This window comes from Pseudomonas sp. FR229a (genome assembly GCF_030209115.1).
GTDB classification, from domain to species: Bacteria; Pseudomonadota; Gammaproteobacteria; order Pseudomonadales; family Pseudomonadaceae; genus Aquipseudomonas; species Aquipseudomonas moraviensis_A.
Genome location: NZ_JARVSP010000008.1, coordinates 92,114 through 109,744, shown reverse-complemented (window position 1 = coordinate 109,744; position 17,631 = coordinate 92,114). Strand labels below are relative to the sequence as shown.

Annotated in this window: 15 protein-coding genes; 5 read left to right on the top strand and 10 right to left on the bottom strand. The window is 58.7% G+C overall.

Going from position 1 to position 17,631, the window contains the following annotated elements; genetic code table 11:
• Positions 1-31: 31 nt before the first annotated feature.
• From yidC to rpmH, 4 genes are read right to left on the bottom strand one after another with little or no spacing between them, the layout of a single operon-like run.
• Positions 32-1,714, bottom strand: coding sequence for a membrane protein insertase YidC (gene yidC / locus QRN33_RS07120; protein ID WP_064365205.1), 1,683 nt, complete (start codon positions 1,712-1,714; stop codon positions 32-34).
• A gap of 2 nt (positions 1,715-1,716) precedes the next feature.
• Positions 1,717-1,962 carry a membrane protein insertion efficiency factor YidD gene (gene yidD, locus QRN33_RS07115; protein ID WP_027901580.1) on the bottom strand — a complete coding sequence of 82 codons (246 nt, stop codon included), beginning with the start codon at positions 1,960-1,962 and terminating at the stop codon, positions 1,717-1,719.
• The gene (gene rnpA, locus QRN33_RS07110) at positions 1,955-2,356 is read right to left on the bottom strand and encodes a ribonuclease P protein component (protein WP_064365270.1); all 402 of its coding nucleotides are present in this window, start codon (positions 2,354-2,356) and stop codon (positions 1,955-1,957) included. Before rnpA ends, yidD begins: the two co-directional genes overlap by 8 nt.
• 16 nt (positions 2,357-2,372) lie before the next feature.
• A complete protein-coding gene (gene rpmH / locus QRN33_RS07105; RefSeq protein ID WP_003213577.1) occupies positions 2,373-2,507 on the bottom strand; it encodes a 50S ribosomal protein L34 in 135 nt (44 codons plus the stop codon).
• 566 nt (positions 2,508-3,073) lie between these two features.
• Between rpmH and dnaA the strand changes: the two genes are divergently transcribed.
• The 4 genes from dnaA to gyrB are packed head-to-tail and all read left to right on the top strand — an operon-like array spanning position 3,074 to position 9,275.
• Positions 3,074-4,591 (top strand): chromosomal replication initiator protein DnaA, encoded by a 1,518-nt coding sequence (gene dnaA / locus QRN33_RS07100; protein ID WP_042607981.1) that lies wholly within the window; start codon positions 3,074-3,076, stop codon positions 4,589-4,591.
• Positions 4,592-4,630: 39 nt separating this feature from the next.
• Positions 4,631-5,734: a DNA polymerase III subunit beta gene (gene dnaN, locus QRN33_RS07095; RefSeq protein ID WP_016772390.1), complete on the top strand. Its 1,104-nt coding sequence runs from the start codon at positions 4,631-4,633 to the stop codon at positions 5,732-5,734.
• A gap of 14 nt (positions 5,735-5,748) precedes the next feature.
• Positions 5,749-6,852 carry a DNA replication/repair protein RecF gene (recF, locus tag QRN33_RS07090; RefSeq protein ID WP_042607980.1) on the top strand — a complete coding sequence of 368 codons (1,104 nt, stop codon included), beginning with the start codon at positions 5,749-5,751 and terminating at the stop codon, positions 6,850-6,852.
• A gap of 5 nt (positions 6,853-6,857) precedes the next feature.
• Entirely contained in the window at positions 6,858-9,275 is a 2,418-nt protein-coding gene (gyrB, locus tag QRN33_RS07085) for a DNA topoisomerase (ATP-hydrolyzing) subunit B (RefSeq protein WP_024014948.1), read from the top strand.
• 70 nt (positions 9,276-9,345) lie between these two features.
• Here gyrB and QRN33_RS07080 read toward each other — a convergent pair whose 3' ends face one another.
• Positions 9,346-10,536 (bottom strand): CgeB family protein, encoded by a 1,191-nt coding sequence (locus QRN33_RS07080; protein WP_285407732.1) that lies wholly within the window; start codon positions 10,534-10,536, stop codon positions 9,346-9,348.
• A 47-nt stretch (positions 10,537-10,583) separates the two neighbouring features.
• Positions 10,584-11,303 (bottom strand): response regulator transcription factor, encoded by a 720-nt coding sequence (locus QRN33_RS07075; RefSeq protein WP_285407731.1) that lies wholly within the window; start codon positions 11,301-11,303, stop codon positions 10,584-10,586.
• 164 nt (positions 11,304-11,467) lie between these two features.
• On the opposite strand from QRN33_RS07075, the gene QRN33_RS07070 reads away from it, so the two are divergent.
• Complete coding sequence (locus QRN33_RS07070; protein WP_042607978.1) at positions 11,468-13,003, top strand: sensor histidine kinase; 1,536 nt, start codon at positions 11,468-11,470, stop codon at positions 13,001-13,003.
• Positions 13,004-13,170: 167 nt separating this feature from the next.
• Here QRN33_RS07070 and QRN33_RS07065 read toward each other — a convergent pair whose 3' ends face one another.
• The 4 genes from QRN33_RS07065 to glyQ all read right to left on the bottom strand — a co-directional run bounded on the left by QRN33_RS07065 (position 13,171) and on the right by glyQ (position 17,582).
• The gene (locus tag QRN33_RS07065; protein ID WP_042607977.1) at positions 13,171-13,950 is read right to left on the bottom strand and encodes a lysophospholipid acyltransferase family protein; all 780 of its coding nucleotides are present in this window, start codon (positions 13,948-13,950) and stop codon (positions 13,171-13,173) included.
• A gap of 83 nt (positions 13,951-14,033) precedes the next feature.
• Positions 14,034-14,573 carry a D-glycero-beta-D-manno-heptose 1,7-bisphosphate 7-phosphatase gene (gene gmhB, locus QRN33_RS07060; RefSeq protein WP_177330619.1) on the bottom strand — a complete coding sequence of 180 codons (540 nt, stop codon included), beginning with the start codon at positions 14,571-14,573 and terminating at the stop codon, positions 14,034-14,036.
• Between the two features lie 4 nt (positions 14,574-14,577).
• On the bottom strand, positions 14,578-16,632 hold the full coding sequence (gene glyS, locus QRN33_RS07055) for a glycine--tRNA ligase subunit beta (protein ID WP_042607975.1): 2,055 nt from the start codon (positions 16,630-16,632) through the stop codon (positions 14,578-14,580).
• On the bottom strand, positions 16,629-17,582 hold the full coding sequence (gene glyQ, locus QRN33_RS07050; RefSeq protein WP_003187265.1) for a glycine--tRNA ligase subunit alpha: 954 nt from the start codon (positions 17,580-17,582) through the stop codon (positions 16,629-16,631). The genes glyS and glyQ overlap by 4 nt, the downstream gene beginning before the upstream one ends.
• Positions 17,583-17,631 lie beyond the last annotated feature (49 nt).

The following is a 17,631-nucleotide window of genomic DNA, read 5'->3' as shown; positions in this document are numbered from 1 at the left end:
GCGTTTTGAGTGGTGTTATCCACAGTGCAAGTTACGCCTCGGCTTTTTTCGTCGCCGCTTCGATCTTACGCGTGATGTACCACTGTTGTGCAATCGACAGGCAGTTGTTCACAACCCAGTACAGTACCAGGCCCGCCGGGAACCACAGGAAGAAGAAGGTGAAGATGATTGGCATCATTTTCATCACTTTCGCCTGCATCGGATCCGGAGGAGTCGGGTTCAACTGCTGCTGGATGAACATGGTCGCGCCCATGATGATCGGCAGAATGAAGAACGGATCCTTGATCGAGAGGTCAGTGATCCACAGCATGAACGGCGCCTGGCGCATTTCCACGCTTTCCAGCAGAACCCAGTACAGCGACAGGAAGACCGGCATCTGCACGAGGATCGGCAAGCAGCCGCCCAGCGGATTGATCTTCTCTTTCTTGTACAGCTCCATCATGGCTTGCGACATTTTCTGCCGGTCATCGCCATGTTGCTCTTTCAGCGCTGCCAGTTTCGGTGCCACGGCACGCATGCGCGCCATCGATTTGTAGCTGGCCGCCGACAGGGGGAAGAAAATCCCTTTGATCAGCATGGTCAGGAAAATGATCGACCAGCCCCAGTTACCGACGATGGCATGGATGTGCTGCAGCAACCAGAAGATCGGCTGGGCAATGAACCACAGGATGCCGTAGTCGACAGTCAGTTCCAGACCTGGGGACAACTCTTTCAGTACCGCCTGACTTTTCGGACCGGCGTACAGCACAGCGCTGGTTTCAACCTTGGCGCCCGGAGCAGCGGTCAAGGTAGGACCGGTGTAACCGATGATGTAGTTGCCTTTGCTGTCTTTACGGGTCTGGACGATGTTGTTTTCGCCCTTCGCCGGAATCCACGCAGTCACGAAGTAGTGCTGCAGCCAGGCCACCCAACCACCGGTGACAGTTTCCTTGAGCTGCGCCTTGTCCATGTCCTTCATCGACACTTTCTTGTACGGCTCGGAACTTGTCCACAGGGCGGCGCCCAGGTAAGTCGCGGTGCCGGTAGCAGTTGTCGACGATGGATCAGCGCTGGCGTCGCGCTTCAACTGGGCAAACATTGCGCCGTTCCACGGCTGAGCGCTCTGGTTATCCACAATGTAGGAGACAGCAACGTCGTACAGGCCACGTTTCACGGTGAAACGCTTGATGTAGTTGACGCCATCCTTGCTGAATTTCAGGTCAACGACGAGTTGATCCTGACCGTCAGCCAGTTGGTAAACCTTCTTCTCCGACGAGTAAACCGGACGACCGGCCGGATTTGCATCCGGGCCGTTGGTGCCGATCAGACCGCTCTGAGCCAGATATACACGTTCGCCGCCGTTATCGAACAACTGGAACGGCACGTCAGGACGGTCCTGGCGACGTGGATACAGAGGCAGAGTCAGTTGTGCAACGTCGCCACCCTGTGGATCGATCGCCAGATCGAGCACATCGGTCTTGACCTGAATCAGGTCCTTGCTGGCGGCGACCGGCGTTTCGGCTGGTGCGGTGGTATCGCTGGCGGCGCGCGGAATATCGTCACTGGCGGCAGTACTGGTGCCAGTGGCGGTGTCCGGCAAACCGGATGTAGTCGTACTGGAAGCAACATTCTGAGTCGGCAGGGCAGCCTGGCCATAATCCTGGTTCCATTTAAGAACCATGACGTAGGACACGATTGCCAGGGCGACGATCAGGATCGTGCGTTTGATATCCATGATTACTCGGCCATCGAAGAAGAACGGGAGGTAGGGACAGGTGGAACCGGGTCATAACCACCGGGATTCCACGGATGACAGCGACCTAAACGACGAAAGGTCAGCCAGCCACCGCGCAGAAGGCCATGATTTTCAATGGCTTCATACGCGTAGCAGGAACAACTGGGGTAGAAGCGACAGTGGCTGGCCATTAAAGGACTAATGGCATAGCGATAAAACTGGATCGGAACGAGGGCCAGTTTACGCATCGGAACTGTCTACCCCTACAGTTTCGGTTTTGACTGCCGGAACGGGCTTGTTGCGCGCCAGACGCTTCCAGAGTTTGCCGAAATGCTGAATCAATTCGGGGTTTTCTACATCACCCAAACCTTTGCGCGCGACGATAACGATGTCCCAGCCGACCAGTGAATCCTGGTGCAGACGGAACGATTCGCGCATCAGACGTTTGAGGCGATTGCGCTCAACGGAAAGCTTTACGCTCTTTTTCCCGATAACCAGCCCGAGACGGGGGTGATCAAGATCGTTGTCGCGTGCAAGGAGCAGGAGATTTTTCCCCGGAACCTTGCCGGTAGGGGAGTCAAAGACTGCCTTGAAATGCCGGGGGGTAAGCAGACGCTTTTCCCGACTGAAGTCCTGACTCACCTCCAGTACCGGATTATCAAACTGCCAGACGCGCACGACCTTTGGCGCGACGACGCGACAGGACTGCGCGGCCGTTCTTGGTAGCCATGCGAGCACGGAAACCGTGGGTACGAGCGCGTTTGATAGTGCTTGGTTGGAAAGTACGTTTCATGTCGTGTTACCTGGTTCGTCCACAACGGGCCGGAATGGCCCCCGTTTTAAGAGACCGGGGATTCTAGAGAAAGCAAGCCTTCAGGTCAATTTCCAACCAGCGTTTCCTTATAAATAGATCTCGGCACGGTTTCAGCTCGAAAGCCTGTCCGCCAGATATAGAAATAAAGAAGGGAAGTATTTAAAGCTTTTCTGTAAAGCTTGTAAAAGCTATGCACGTCATCTCCTGTGGATAAGTGCTACCAGGCCTTGTTCCTTCTGATGTACAGAGAATGACAACTACAGTGGAAAACCGTGTTCAGCCTGTGCTGCACCCTCGGATAAGCTGTGTGTGGAATGCGTGGTTATCCACAGCGTGGTTATCCACCGAGTTCACCCCCCAGTTGTCCAGTGCCCTCAAGTGCGTTTATCCACAGGGCTTATTCACACGCCGTTGGTCGCTTTTAGCAGCGATAATGCATTGATAAATGATTGCGACGGCGCTACCTGCATGTGGATAAGTGAACCGCTCGCCGCTACAATGGCCGCTTGTTTTTGCCTCACCGGCTTTCAACTTAGGGGATATCCGTGTCAGTGGAACTTTGGCAGCAGTGCGTGGAGCTTTTGCGCGAAGAGCTGCCTGCCCAACAATTCAACACCTGGATCCGTCCACTACAGGTCGAAGCCGAAGGCGACGAGTTGCGCGTCTACGCACCGAATCGTTTCGTGCTGGACTGGGTCAACGAAAAGTACCTGGGTCGCGTCATTGAGTTGCTGGATGAGCATGGCAATGGCTCGACGCCGGCGTTGTCCTTGTTAATAGGCAGCAAACGCAGCTCGGCACCCCGTGCCGCACCGAACGCGCCACTGGCGGCCGCGCAGGTTTCCCAGGCGCAGGCCAATAACGTACCTGCGAGTAACCCGGCACCCGCGCCCGCTCCGGCCAAGCGTTCCACGCAGAAAACCGCTGAAGTCAGCGAAGAGCCGTCCCGCGACAGCTTCGACCCGATGGCCGGTGCCGCTTCACAGCAGGCTCCGGTTCGCGCCGAACAGCGCACCGTGCAGGTAGAAGGCGCGCTCAAGCACACCAGTTATCTCAACCGCACGTTCACCTTCGAGAATTTCGTCGAAGGCAAGTCTAACCAGCTCGCCCGTGCGGCGGCCTGGCAGGTGGCGGACAATCCCAAGCACGGTTACAACCCGCTGTTCCTTTATGGTGGTGTCGGTCTGGGTAAGACCCACTTGATGCATGCGGTGGGCAACCATCTATTAAAGAAGAATCCGAATGCCAAGGTCGTGTACCTGCATTCCGAGCGTTTCGTGGCCGACATGGTCAAGGCGCTGCAATTGAACGCGATCAACGAGTTCAAGCGTTTCTATCGTTCGGTGGACGCTTTGCTCATCGACGACATTCAGTTCTTTGCCCGCAAGGAGCGCTCCCAGGAAGAGTTTTTCCACACCTTCAACGCTCTGCTTGAAGGTGGCCAGCAGGTCATTCTCACCAGTGACCGCTACCCGAAAGAAATCGAAGGTCTTGAGGAACGCCTCAAATCCCGCTTCGGCTGGGGCCTGACGGTGGCCGTCGAGCCGCCGGAACTCGAAACCCGCGTGGCGATCCTGATGAAGAAGGCCGACCAGGCCAAAGTCGAGTTGCCCCATGACGCCGCGTTCTTCATTGCCCAGCGCATCCGTTCCAACGTCCGCGAACTGGAAGGCGCGCTGAAACGCGTGATCGCCCACTCGCACTTCATGGGCCGCGACATCACCATCGAGCTGATTCGCGAATCCCTTAAAGACCTGTTGGCATTGCAGGACAAACTGGTCTCTGTGGATAACATTCAGCGCACCGTCGCCGAGTATTACAAGATCAAGATTTCCGACTTGCTGTCCAAGCGGCGTTCGCGCTCGGTGGCACGTCCGCGTCAGGTGGCCATGGCGTTGTCCAAGGAACTGACCAATCACAGCCTGCCGGAAATCGGCGATGTTTTTGGCGGCCGCGACCACACCACCGTGCTGCATGCCTGCCGCAAGATCAACGAACTTAAGGAATCCGACGCGGACATCCGCGAGGACTACAAGAACCTGCTGCGTACACTGACCACTTGATGAACACCAGCGCAGCTTATTAAGGCAAGGGACGAGACCATGCATTTCACCATTCAACGCGAAGCCCTGTTGAAACCCCTGCAACTGGTCGCAGGCGTCGTCGAGCGTCGACAGACCTTGCCGGTACTGTCCAACGTGCTGTTGGTCGTCGAAGGCCAGCAATTGTCGCTGACCGGTACCGACCTTGAGGTCGAACTGGTCGGTCGTGTGCAACTTGAAGAGCCGGCCGAAACTGGTTCCATTACCGTGCCTGCGCGCAAGTTGATGGATATCTGCAAAAGCCTGCCCAACGATGCGCTGATCGACATCAAGGTCGACGAGCAGAAGCTGGTGGTGAAGGCCGGCCGTAGCCGTTTCACCCTGTCGACCCTGCCGGCCAACGATTTCCCGACCGTCGAAGAAGGCCCGGGCTCGCTGACCTGCAGCCTGGAGCAGAGCAAACTGCGTCGACTGATCGAGCGCACCAGCTTCGCCATGGCTCAGCAGGACGTGCGTTATTACCTCAACGGCATGCTGCTGGAGGTTTCCGCGGGCGTGATCCGCGCCGTGGCCACCGATGGTCACCGTCTGGCGATGTGCTCGATGCAGGCCGATATCGGTCAGCCGGATCGTCATCAGGTGATCGTGCCGCGCAAAGGTATCCTCGAACTGGCGCGTCTGCTCACCGAGCCGGATGGCAACGTCAGCATCGTCCTCGGTCAGCACCATATCCGCGCCACCACCGGCGAGTTCACCTTCACCTCGAAACTGGTCGACGGTAAATTCCCGGATTACGAGCGCGTACTGCCGAAAGGTGGCGACAAGCTGGTACTCGGCGATCGCCAGGCATTGCGTGAAGCGTTCAGCCGTACCGCGATTCTGTCCAACGAGAAGTACCGCGGTATCCGTCTGCAACTGGCCAGCGGTCAGTTGAAAATCCAGGCCAACAACCCGGAGCAGGAAGAAGCGGAAGAAGAAGTGGGTGTTGAATACAACGGCGGCTCCCTGGAAATCGGCTTTAACGTCAGCTACCTGCTCGACGTGCTGGGCGTGATGACCACCGAGCAGGTACGCCTGATCCTGTCCGACTCCAACAGCAGTGCGCTGGTGCAAGAGTCCGACAATGACGACTCGGCTTACGTTGTCATGCCGATGCGTCTGTAATCAGCTGATCCTGAATGTCGTTAAGTCGTGTTTCGGTCACCGCGGTGCGCAATCTGCACCCGGTGACCTTCTCCCCCTCCCCCCGCATCAACATCCTTTACGGCGCCAACGGCAGCGGCAAAACCAGTGTTCTGGAAGCCATTCACTTGCTGGGGCTTGCCCGTTCGTTTCGTAGCACGCGGCTGTTGCCTGTCATTCAATACGAACAGCTCGCCTGTACCGTATTCGGTCAGGTTGAACTGGCGGAAGGTGGTCAGAGTGCCTTGGGGATTTCTCGAGACCGTCAGGGCGAGTTCCAGATTCGCATCGATGGCCAGAACGCCCGCAGCGCTGCACAACTGGCCGAGATCCTGCCACTGCAGTTGATCAACCCGGACAGTTTCCGTCTGCTGGAAGGTGCGCCGAAGATTCGTCGGCAGTTTCTCGATTGGGGCGTGTTCCACGTCGAACCGCGTTTCATGGCCACATGGCAGCGGCTTCAGAAGGCCTTGCGCCAGAGAAACTCTTGGCTGCGGCATGGTACACTTGACGCCGTTTCGCAAGCGGTTTGGGACAGGGAACTGTGCCAGGCCAGCGCTGAAATCGATGAATACCGCCGCGCTTACATCACAGCCTTGAAACCGGTCTTCGAACAGACCTTGAGCGAACTGGTTGAGCTCGAGGGTTTGACGCTCAGCTATTACCGAGGCTGGGACAAGGACCGCGATTTGAGCGCCGTACTGGCTGGATCCGTGCAACGGGACCAGCAGATGGGGCATACCCAGGCCGGCCCGCAACGCGCTGATTTGCGTCTCAGATTGGGCGCACACAATGCCGCGGACATCCTGTCCCGGGGTCAGCAGAAGCTGGTGGTCTGTGCGCTGCGGATTGCCCAAGGCCACCTGGTCAGCCAGGCCCGCCGCGGTCAGTGTATTTATCTGGTGGATGACTTGCCGTCCGAACTGGACGAGAGCCATCGTCGCGCGCTGTGCCGCTTGCTGGAAGACTTACGCTGCCAGGTGTTCATCACCTGTGTAGATCACGAATTACTGAGGGAAGGCTGGCAGACGGAAACGCCGGTCGCTTTGTTCCACGTGGAACAGGGCCGTATCACCCAGACCCACGACCATCGGGAGTGAAGGCATTGAGCGAAGAAAATACGTACGACTCAACGAGCATTAAAGTGCTGAAAGGCCTGGATGCCGTACGCAAACGTCCCGGTATGTACATTGGTGACACCGACGATGGCAGCGGTCTGCACCACATGGTGTTCGAGGTGGTCGACAACTCGATCGACGAAGCCCTCGCCGGCCATTGCGACGACATCAGCATCATCATCCACCCGGACGAGTCCATCACCGTTAAAGACAACGGTCGTGGCATTCCGGTAGACGTGCATAAAGAGGAAGGCGTCTCCGCCGCCGAGGTCATCATGACCGTCCTCCACGCTGGCGGTAAGTTCGACGACAACTCCTATAAAGTATCCGGCGGTCTGCACGGTGTAGGTGTGTCGGTAGTGAACGCGCTGTCCGAAGAGCTGGTTCTGACCGTTCGCCGTAGCGGCAAGATCTGGGAACAGACCTACGTCCACGGCGTGCCTCAGGCGCCAATGGCCATCGTTGGCGACAGCGAGACCACCGGTACGCAGATTCACTTCAAGGCTTCCAGCGAAACCTTCAAGAACATTCACTTCAGCTGGGACATCCTCGCCAAGCGCATTCGTGAACTGTCCTTCCTCAACTCCGGTGTCGGCATCGTCCTCAAGGATGAGCGCAGCGGCAAGGAAGAGCTGTTCAAGTACGAAGGCGGCCTGCGTGCATTCGTTGAATATCTGAACACCAACAAGACTGCGGTCAATCAGGTGTTCCACTTCAATATCCAGCGTGAAGACGGCATCGGCGTGGAAATCGCCCTGCAGTGGAACGACAGCTTCAATGAGAACCTGTTGTGCTTCACCAACAACATTCCGCAGCGCGACGGCGGTACTCACCTGGTGGGCTTCCGTTCGGCACTGACCCGTAACCTGAACAACTACATCGAGCAGGAAGGTCTGGCGAAGAAGCACAAAGTCGCCACAACCGGTGACGATGCCCGTGAAGGCCTGACCGCAATCATCTCGGTGAAAGTCCCGGATCCGAAGTTCAGCTCGCAGACCAAAGACAAGCTGGTGTCTTCCGAAGTGAAAACTGCGGTTGAGCAGGAGATGGGCAAATACTTCTCCGACTTCCTCCTGGAAAACCCCAACGAAGCCAAGCTGGTGGTCGGCAAGATGATCGATGCCGCCCGTGCCCGTGAAGCCGCGCGCAAGGCGCGTGAGATGACCCGCCGCAAAGGCGCGCTGGACATCGCCGGCCTGCCGGGCAAGCTCGCCGACTGCCAGGAAAAAGACCCGGCGCTGTCCGAACTGTACCTTGTGGAGGGTGACTCCGCGGGCGGCTCTGCCAAGCAGGGACGTAACCGCAAGACCCAGGCGATCCTGCCGTTGAAGGGCAAGATCCTCAACGTCGAGAAGGCCCGTTTCGACAAGATGATCTCGTCCCAGGAAGTGGGCACGCTGATCACCGCGCTGGGCTGCGGCATCGGTCGCGAAGAGTACAACATCGACAAGCTGCGCTATCACAACATCATCATCATGACCGATGCTGACGTCGACGGTTCGCACATCCGTACCCTGCTGCTGACCTTCTTCTTCCGTCAGTTGCCGGAGCTGATCGAGCGCGGCTACATCTACATCGCCCAGCCGCCGCTGTACAAGGTCAAGAAAGGCAAGCAAGAGCAATACATAAAAGACGACGACGCCATGGAAGAGTACATGACGCAGTCGGCCCTTGAAGATGCAAGCCTGCACCTGAACGAAGAAGCCCCGGGCATTTCCGGTGAAGCGCTGGAGCGTCTGGTGAATGACTTCCGCATGGTCATGAAGACCCTCAAGCGTCTGTCGCGCCTGTACCCACAGGAGCTGACCGAGCACTTCATCTACCTGCCAGCCGTCAGCCTGGAAACACTGGGCGACCACGCAGCGATGCAAGAGTGGCTGGCCCAGTACGAAGTTCGCCTGCGCACCAATGAGAAGTCCGGCCTGGTCTACAAGGCCAGCCTGCGCGAAGACCGTGAACGTGGCGTCTGGCTGCCAGAGGTCGAGCTGATCTCTCACGGCCTGTCGAACTACGTCACCTTCAACCGCGACTTCTTCGGCAGCAACGACTACAAAACCGTGGTCACCCTGGGCGCGCAACTCAGCACCCTGCTCGACGAAGGTGCGTACATCCAGCGTGGAGAACGCAAGAAAGCCGTGACCGAGTTCAAGGAAGCGCTCGACTGGCTGATGGCCGAAAGTACCAAGCGCCACACTATCCAGCGCTATAAAGGTCTGGGCGAAATGAACCCGGATCAACTGTGGGAAACCACCATGGACCCAAGCGTGCGCCGCATGCTGAAAGTCACCATCGAAGACGCCATCGGCGCAGATCAGATCTTCAACACCCTGATGGGTGATGCGGTCGAACCTCGCCGGGACTTCATCGAAAGCAACGCGTTGGCGGTATCCAACCTGGACTTCTGATCTGGTTGCTACCCGCTCAGAAAAACCCCGGCCAGTGCGCCGGGGTTTTTTTATGTCTGAAGGAACGAGCTCAGCGATACCACCGGCTGAGCGTCCCCGGCTCTCCGCGCAGCTCGCTCTGCACCGTGGTCAACATGTCGCCCATGCGCTGCACAAACGTATGGTTTTGCGCCAATGTCACCCGCCCCTGCTGGGCAATCGTCCTGCGCTCATCATCGTGCTCGAGGTAATAAGCGCAGATCTCCAGCAAGTCCTGAGTGTCCCGGTAGATCACCAGATCTTTGCCATCGGTGAACAGCCTGTGCAGATCCTCCTTGTCGTTGGTGACAAGGAAGCCGCCACAGCTGAGCACATCGAAGACGCGCATCGGCAGGCCGGATTCGACGAACGAACGGATGATGTTGAGGTTGATTTTCGAGCGCTGGAAAATCCTTGGCATCTCAGTGAAGTGCTCGGCATGGCCGACATAGCTGCTTACCTGGGCCTGCCATTCATCATTGCCATACACGGCAACCCTGAAACGTTTTTCAAGCCGCTGGATGACCTCGATGCGTTCTTGCCAGGAATGCTCTCTGCCCAGCAGGTAAGCGAGTTTTTCCGTCACCGACAAATAGCGATCGCCCGCCAGCGGGTAGTTGGACTCCAGCTTGATGGTGCTGATGAACTCATCAGCCAGTTGCGCCGACAGGTTGAAGAAACCGTCGGGCTGATCCAGCGAGTCGATCAGTCGCTTGCAACGCTCACGGGTCTGCGACGACAGATGCGGCAATATCGAGGTGCGAAACTCAGTGCGGGTCAGGTTCGCAACGAAGCTGATGTCATGTTCCGCCAGTGAATGCTGCTCGAGAACATCGATCTGGCTGATGCGCTCCAGGTTCGCCGCGACCGGAAGATGGTAAACCTGACGAACCCCGCTCTGCCTCAGCCGCCGGGCCACTGCCGCGTCGTAGATGAAGGTAAAGCTGTGCGAATGATTGATGGCCTTGTCGTAGATCGGGTAACACGGGGTATCGATCACCCAGGCCAGGTAAGGGATTTTCAGCAGCTCGCAGACTTCACTGATGTACTGATTGAAGTTGATGGTGAGCACATAGTCGGGTCGCGTGCTCATCAGCCCCATGACGTTGTCTTCGTTCAGCGCCAGCGTTGTCACACGCAGACCCAGGGTCTGCAATGCCTCGGCACAGTCAGCCGAGATGACGGTGGCCTCGAACACTACTATAGAGGCGGCGGTTTTTGATTGTTCGGAATACGCAGTCAATTCCCTCAGACCTTTTTCATCTTTGATAATTTTCCGGCCGTCGTGGCTCACTCATTCCCGGTCGCCACACTCTCCAACCGATACCCATAGCCATAAATCGTCAACAACTGCCAACCCCGATCCGCCGTCAGCCCGAGCTTGTTGCGCAGTCGGTAGATGTGCGTATCCAGCGGCCGCGAAGACGTCGTCTCCTCGTTCGGCCAGAAGCGCTCATACAGATAATCCCGCGACAACGGCCGACCCAGGTTGCTGAACAGACACCGCGCCAAGCGGTATTCGCGCTCGGTCATGAGGATCGGTTTGCCTTCACGGGTGACGGTCAGTTCGGCGTCGTCGAAAGTCAGATCGTGAAAGGTCTGCACTTCACCCGCCGCGCTGCGCGGTTGGCTATGCCGACGCAATACCGCCGCCACCCTCGCCTTCAACTCGTTGGGGCGAAACGGCTTGCTGACATAATCATCGGCGCCGGCATTCAAGGCTTGAACGATATCGCTCTCGCCATCGCGGCTGGTCAGCATGATCGCTGCCGGTGGCGCATCCATGTGTTCGCGAGTCCAGCGCAGCAGCGCCAGACCTGTCAGGTCGGGAAGTTGCCAGTCGAGGATCAGCAGGTCGAAAGTCTCCCGACGCAGCTGGCGCAACAAGTCTTCGCCGCGCTCGAAGCTGTGCAGTGACCATGGCTGTTCTCCGGCCTCGGCCATTTGCTCCAGGGTGTGCTCGACCCGGCGCAGCTCGGCGGGTTCGTCGTCCAGAATGGCAACGCGCATCGGCGGTGTTCCTTGTCGCTGGGGCTGGGATGTCGACAATAACCACTCTACAGCCGCGATGAAAGAAGCGGCCCGTTGGCGTTCGACGTCCGCTATGATTCTTCGGGTCCACGCCTCAGACCTGAGACCTATGAAACCCACCACACGGCCTTGCCGTTCGCGCCATGCGTAAACCTCAACGCCGACATGAAAGTCGTGAGCCAAGCCAGGTGCAGCGTCTATTCCGGCGACTGGTGCGCGAGTGGTTGTGGATAAGTCTAGTGCTGTTGCCGCTGACTGCTCTGTTGTCTTATCGCGCCCAGGACAATCTGCACAATCCCTCTCCTGCCTCTGGCGCGCTGCTGTCGGTGGCGATGGTCGCGGGTGTGCTGGGATTATTGCTGTGGCGGCCGCGTTGGGCGCTGTGGGTAACCTTGACTGGTATGGCGTGTACGCTGATCAGCAGCGCCATACTCGCTGAGATTCGCTACTGGTGGTCGCCCACGTCTGCCGCGCTGGGCATGTTGTTCGGTTACCTGATCTGGAACTGGCGGCGCCTGAGTGTCGTGCTCACCTACTTCGGCTGGGAGCTGGCGCGTCTGGACAGCGAACCGAAGGTCTTCCCGGAGCGACGCCGAACCCGCTTCACCGGCGCTGACCGTTTGCAGGGACAGATCATGGCGCTCGAACAAGCCATGAGCCGCACCCGCGATACGCGGCGCTTCATTGCCGATGGCTTGGAGTATTTGCCTGTGGCGACGCTGATCAGCGACCCGCAGGGCAAGATTCTGCTAGGCAATCGTAAAGCACGTGAGTTGTTCGACGATCCGTTGGTGGGCGATGACGTACTCGATCAGCTGGCACGACTCGGCTATCCGGAATTATCCACAGCGCCGCGACCAGCGCTGGCAACGCTGGCGCTGCTGGAATTTCGTGATCACAAGGAACGCAGTCTGCGCCTGGAAAGAGCGGCGCTGCTGCCGGTCGACGGCGATACGCCAATCGGTTGGCTGCTCAGCCTGACTGACTTGAGCGCTGAACGCGCGGCGGAGGAACAGCGCGGCGTGCTGCTGCGTTTTCTTTCCCACGACCTGCGCGCCCCCCATTCGGCGATCCTCGCCCTGCTCGATGTGCATCGTCACCAGGCGGGGGCTGACGCACCGTTGTTCGAGCAGATCGAACGCCAGGTTCGCCGCGCGCTGGATCTGACCGATGGGTTTGTCCTGTTGGCGCGAGCTGAGTCCGAGACCTACCAGTTCCGCCCGACGTTATTCGCGATGCTGGTCTTGGACGTGCTGGATCAGGCCTTACCCATCGCCCAGCAGAAACGTATCGAACTGCTGAATCAAGTCGATGAAGAATGCCAGGAGCGGCTGATTCTCGCCGATCAGGGGTTGCTGACGCGCGCCCTGTTCAACCTGCTGGAGAACGCGATCAAGTACAGTCCGGCAGACACAACTGTGCAACTGAAGGTGACTTGTCACGGGCCATGGCTGCGCTGCGAATTGACCGACCAGGGCAAGGGCATCGCTGCCGATGAATTGCCTGACCTGTTCAGCCAGTATCGGCGCTTCTCCTCGGCCCAGGGCATCGACGGCGTGGGCCTGGGCCTGTCGATGGTCAAGGCGGTGATCGATCATCATGGCGGCACAATCGAGTGTCACAGCGTGGTCGATGCGGGAACCACCTTCTGCATCGAGTTGCCGCTGATTGCGGAATGAAGAGGCACAAAAAAACCGGCTATAACGGCCGGTTTTTTTACATCCGAATAAAACTTATGCACGGATTTCGTTCAACTTATCGATTTTGAAATATGTATAAAAATCAGCAAGTTATAGAACGATTACGGTCATTTCAGGCGAAAGCGTACACAGGTTATCCACAAAATTCAGACAGCCAGTCGATCACTTGCGGCCGGCGCCTGTGGCGCCGGTGGCAGCGAGCCCATCTCGCGTTGGGTTTTTTCGTTCCACGCTTGCACTCGGTCATTCAGATCAGCGATGGCACGCGGCCCACTACCTTCGGCATACATCGGTTCGCCAATGACCACGGTGATCACTCCGGACTGTTTGCCCCAGCCGATTTTCGGCCAGAATTTGCCGGCATTGTGTGCAATCGGCAGCACCGGAAGCGCCGCATTCACTGCCAATGCGCTGCCACTGCGGGAGAATTTTCCGACGGTGCCGTAGGGCACTCGTGTGCCTTCAGGGAAGATCAGCACCCAGACGTTGTCCTTGAGCAGCTCGTCGCCTTTGGCCGCGACTTGTTTGAGCGCAGCTTTGGGGTTGTCGCGGTCGATGGCGATCGGGCGCAGCATGGCCATGGCCCAGCCGAAGAACGGTACGTAAAGCAGTTCGCGCTTGAGCACCTGGCTCAAGGGCGAGAAATAAGCGGAGAGAAAAAACGTCTCCCAAGTGCTCTGGTGGTTCGACTGAATCACACAGGGCCGGTCCGGCACGTTTTCCGCACCTTTGATTTCGTAGCGGATACCGAGGAACACCTTGGTCAGCCACAGGGCGCAACGGCACCAGTACACGTTGATAAAACGATAGCGCGCCTTGAAAGACAGAAAGGGCGCGATGAAAAAGCTCAGGCTGCACCACAGCAACGCTGTTGTGCCCAGCAGCAGATAGAAAAGAAAGATTCTGAAGGCCCGCAGTATCGACATGGCGACGGTTACCGTTACGGGGCAATGCCCGACTGTTCAAGCGCACTCCCGAGCAATCCCTGGCCAGGAAATTCAGAAGTACTCTAGTTGTGGATAAGTTCTGCGGCAATCGCCGCCAGATCGTCAAAAATCAGAGTGCCAACCGGCAGGGTCTTGCCCTGAGTCTTCTCGCCTTTTCCGGTCTTCACCAAAACTGGCTGTGAATCGACGGCTTTGGCGGCCTCCAGGTCACCAAGGCTGTCGCCGACGAACCAGACATTGGCCAGCTCGACGTTGTAATGCGCGGCGATGGTTTTCAGCATCCCCGGTTTCGGCTTGCGGCAATCGCAACCTTCATCCGGGCCATGCGGGCAATAAACGATCAAGCCGACTTCACCGCCCTGCTCCGCCACCAGCTCGCGCAGGCGCGCGTGCATGGCGTCGAGGGTGGCGAGGTCGTAATAGCCGCGAGCAATGCCCGACTGGTTGGTGGCCACCGCCACCGTCCAGCCGGCCTTGCTCAACTGCGCGATCGCTGCGATCGAGCCGGGCAGCGGAATCCACTCCTCCACCGACTTGATGTAGGCATCGGAGTCGTAATTGATCACGCCGTCACGATCGAGAATCAGCAGTTTCAACAGCAGTCCCTCAACCCAGCAGCGAAATGTCGGCAACGCCGAGGAACAGGCCACGCAGGCGCGCCAGCAGCGCGTAACGATTGGCCCGCACATTGGCGTCGTCGGCATTGACCATCACCGCGTCGAAGAACGCGTCGACCGGCTCGCGCAGTGCCGCCAGGCGCGCCAGCGATTCGTTGTACTGACGCGCCGCGGCCATCGGCTGCACGGCCTGATCCGCTTGCTGGATCGCCGAATACAGCGAGAACTCGTTGGCATTGTCGAAGTACTTGGCTTCGACCACGGTCGGTACCGAGCCTTCGACTTTGCTCAACAGGTTCGACACCCGCTTGTTCACCGCTGCCAGCGCTGCCGCTTCCGGCAGTTTGCGGAAGGCCTGCACCGCTTGTACACGCTGGTCGAAGTCCAGCGCCGAACCCGGCTTGAGCGCACGTACCGACAGGTAGGTGGCGACATCGACGCCTTCGTCTTCATAGCGCGCCCGCAGACGGTCGAAGATGAACTCCAGCACCGCCTCGTTGAGGCCGGCAGCCTTGACCTTGCCGCCGAACGCAGTCACGGCGAAGGCCACGGCGTCGTTCAGGTCGAGATCGAGTTTCTTTTCGATCAGGATACGCAGCACACCCAGTGCCGCGCGGCGCAGGGCATACGGGTCTTTGCTGCCGGTTGGCAGCATGCCGATACCGAAGATACCGACCAGGGTGTCGAGCTTGTCGGCGATGGCGACGGCCGCACCGGTCAGGGTCGCCGGCAATTCCGCGCCGGCACCGCGTGGCATGTACTGCTCGTTCAATGCCAGCGCGACGTCCTGCGGCTCGCCGTCATTGAGGGCGTAGTAGTAACCGGCGACACCTTGCATCTCCGGGAACTCGCCAACCATTTCGGTGGCCAGGTCGCACTTCGACAGCAGGCCCGCGCGGGCAGCCCACGAAGCGTTGCCGCCAATGCGTGCGGCGATGTACGCGGCCAGTTTCGACACGCGCTCGGCCTTGTCGTAGACGCTGCCGAGTTTTTCCTGGAACACCACGTTCTGCAGGCGCAGGTTGAACGCTTCGAGCTTCTGCTTCTTGTCCTGCTTGAAGAAGAACTCGGCGTCGGTCAGACGTGGGCGCACGACTTTCTCATTGCCGGCGATGATCTGCTGCGGGTCTTTGCTTTCGATATTGGCCACAGTGATGAAACGTGGCAGCAACTTGCCGTCGGCATCCAGCAGGCAGAAGTACTTCTGGTTGTCCTGCATGGTGGTGATCAGCGCTTCCTGCGGCACGTCGAGGAAACGTTCTTCGAACGAGCACACCAGCGGCACTGGCCATTCGACCAGTGCGGTCACTTCGTCGAGCAGCGTCGGCGGCACGATTGCGGTGCCTTCCTGGCGCGTGGCCAGTTCTTCGGTACGCTTGCTGATGATTTCGCGACGCTCGTTGGCGTCGGCCAATACATACGCGGCACGCAGGTCGGCGAGGTAGCTCGACGGCGAACCGATGCGCACGGCTTCCGGATGGTGGAAACGGTGACCACGGGAATCTCGGCCAGCCTTCTGCGCGAGGATCGTGCAGTCGATGACCTGGTCACCGAGCAGCATCACCAGCCACTGGGTCGGACGCACGAACTCTTCCTTGCGCGCACCCCAACGCATGCGTTTCGGGATCGGCAGGTCGTTCAACGAATCTTCGACGATGGTCGGCAGCAGGCTCGCGGTCGGCTTGCCGGCGATGTTCTGGCTGTAGCGCAGTTTCGGACCGCTTTGATCGATTTCGCTCAAGTCGACGCCGCACTTTTTGGCGAAGCCGAGGGCGGCCTGAGTCGGATTGCCATCAGCGTCGAACGCGGCCTGACGTGGCGGGCCGTCGAGGTTGATGCTGCGATCCGGCTGCTGAGTGGCCAGCGCAGTGATCAGCACGGCCAGGCGACGCGGCGCGGCATAAACGGTTTTGCTTTCGTAGCTCAGGCCGGCGGCTTGCAGGCCCTTGTCGATACCGGCGAGGAACGCTTCAGCCAACGTGTTGAGGGCTTTGGGTGGCAGTTCTTCGGTGCCCAGTTCAACCAGAAAATCTTGCGCACTCATTGTGCAGCCTCCAGCTTGGCCAGTACTTCGTCACGCAGGTCCGGGGTCGCCATCGGGAAGCCCAGCTTGGCGCGTGCCAGCAGGTAGGCTTGCGCAACGGAACGCGCCAGGGTGCGCACGCGCAGAATGTATTGCTGACGCGCAGTCACCGAGATCGCCCGGCGCGCATCCAGCAGGTTGAAGGTATGCGAAGCCTTCAGGACCATTTCGTAGCTTGGCAACGGCAGCGGCTGGTCGAGTTCGATCAGGCGCTTGGCTTCGCTTTCATAGAAGTCGAACAGTTCGAACAGTTTGTCGACGTTGGCGTGTTCGAAGTTGTAGGTGGACTGCTCCACTTCGTTCTGGTGGAACACGTCGCCGTAGGTGACTTTGCCGAACGGGCCGTCAGCCCAGACCAGGTCGTAGACCGAATCGACGCCTTGCAGGTACATGGCCAGGCGCTCGAGACCGTAGGTGATCTCGCCGGTCACCGGGTAGCACTCGATGCCGCCCGCTTGCTGGAAGTAGGTGAACTGGGTGACTTCCATGCCGTTGAGCCAGACTTCCCAGCCCAGACCCCAGGCGCCGAGGGTCGGCGATTCCCAGTTGTCTTCGACGAAGCGGATGTCGTGCACCAGCGGGTCGAGACCGACATGCTTGAGCGAGCCCAGATACAGTTCCTGGAAGTTGTCCGGGTTCGGCTTGAGCACGACCTGGAACTGGTAGTAGTGCTGCAGACGGTTCGGGTTTTCGCCGTAACGGCCGTCAGTCGGACGGCGGCTTGGCTGTACGTAAGCGGCGTTCCAGGTTTCCGGGCCGATGGCGCGCAGGAAGGTCGCGGTGTGGAAAGTGCCGGCGCCTACTTCCATATCGTAGGGCTGAAGTACCACACAACCTTGCTCGGCCCAGTATTGCTGGAGCGCGAGGATCAAGTCTTGGAAGGTACGCACGGCTGGCGTAGGCTGGCTCACGAAATTCACCTGTTTCTTGGGCTGCGATTTAAAGAGCGGGAGTATACCC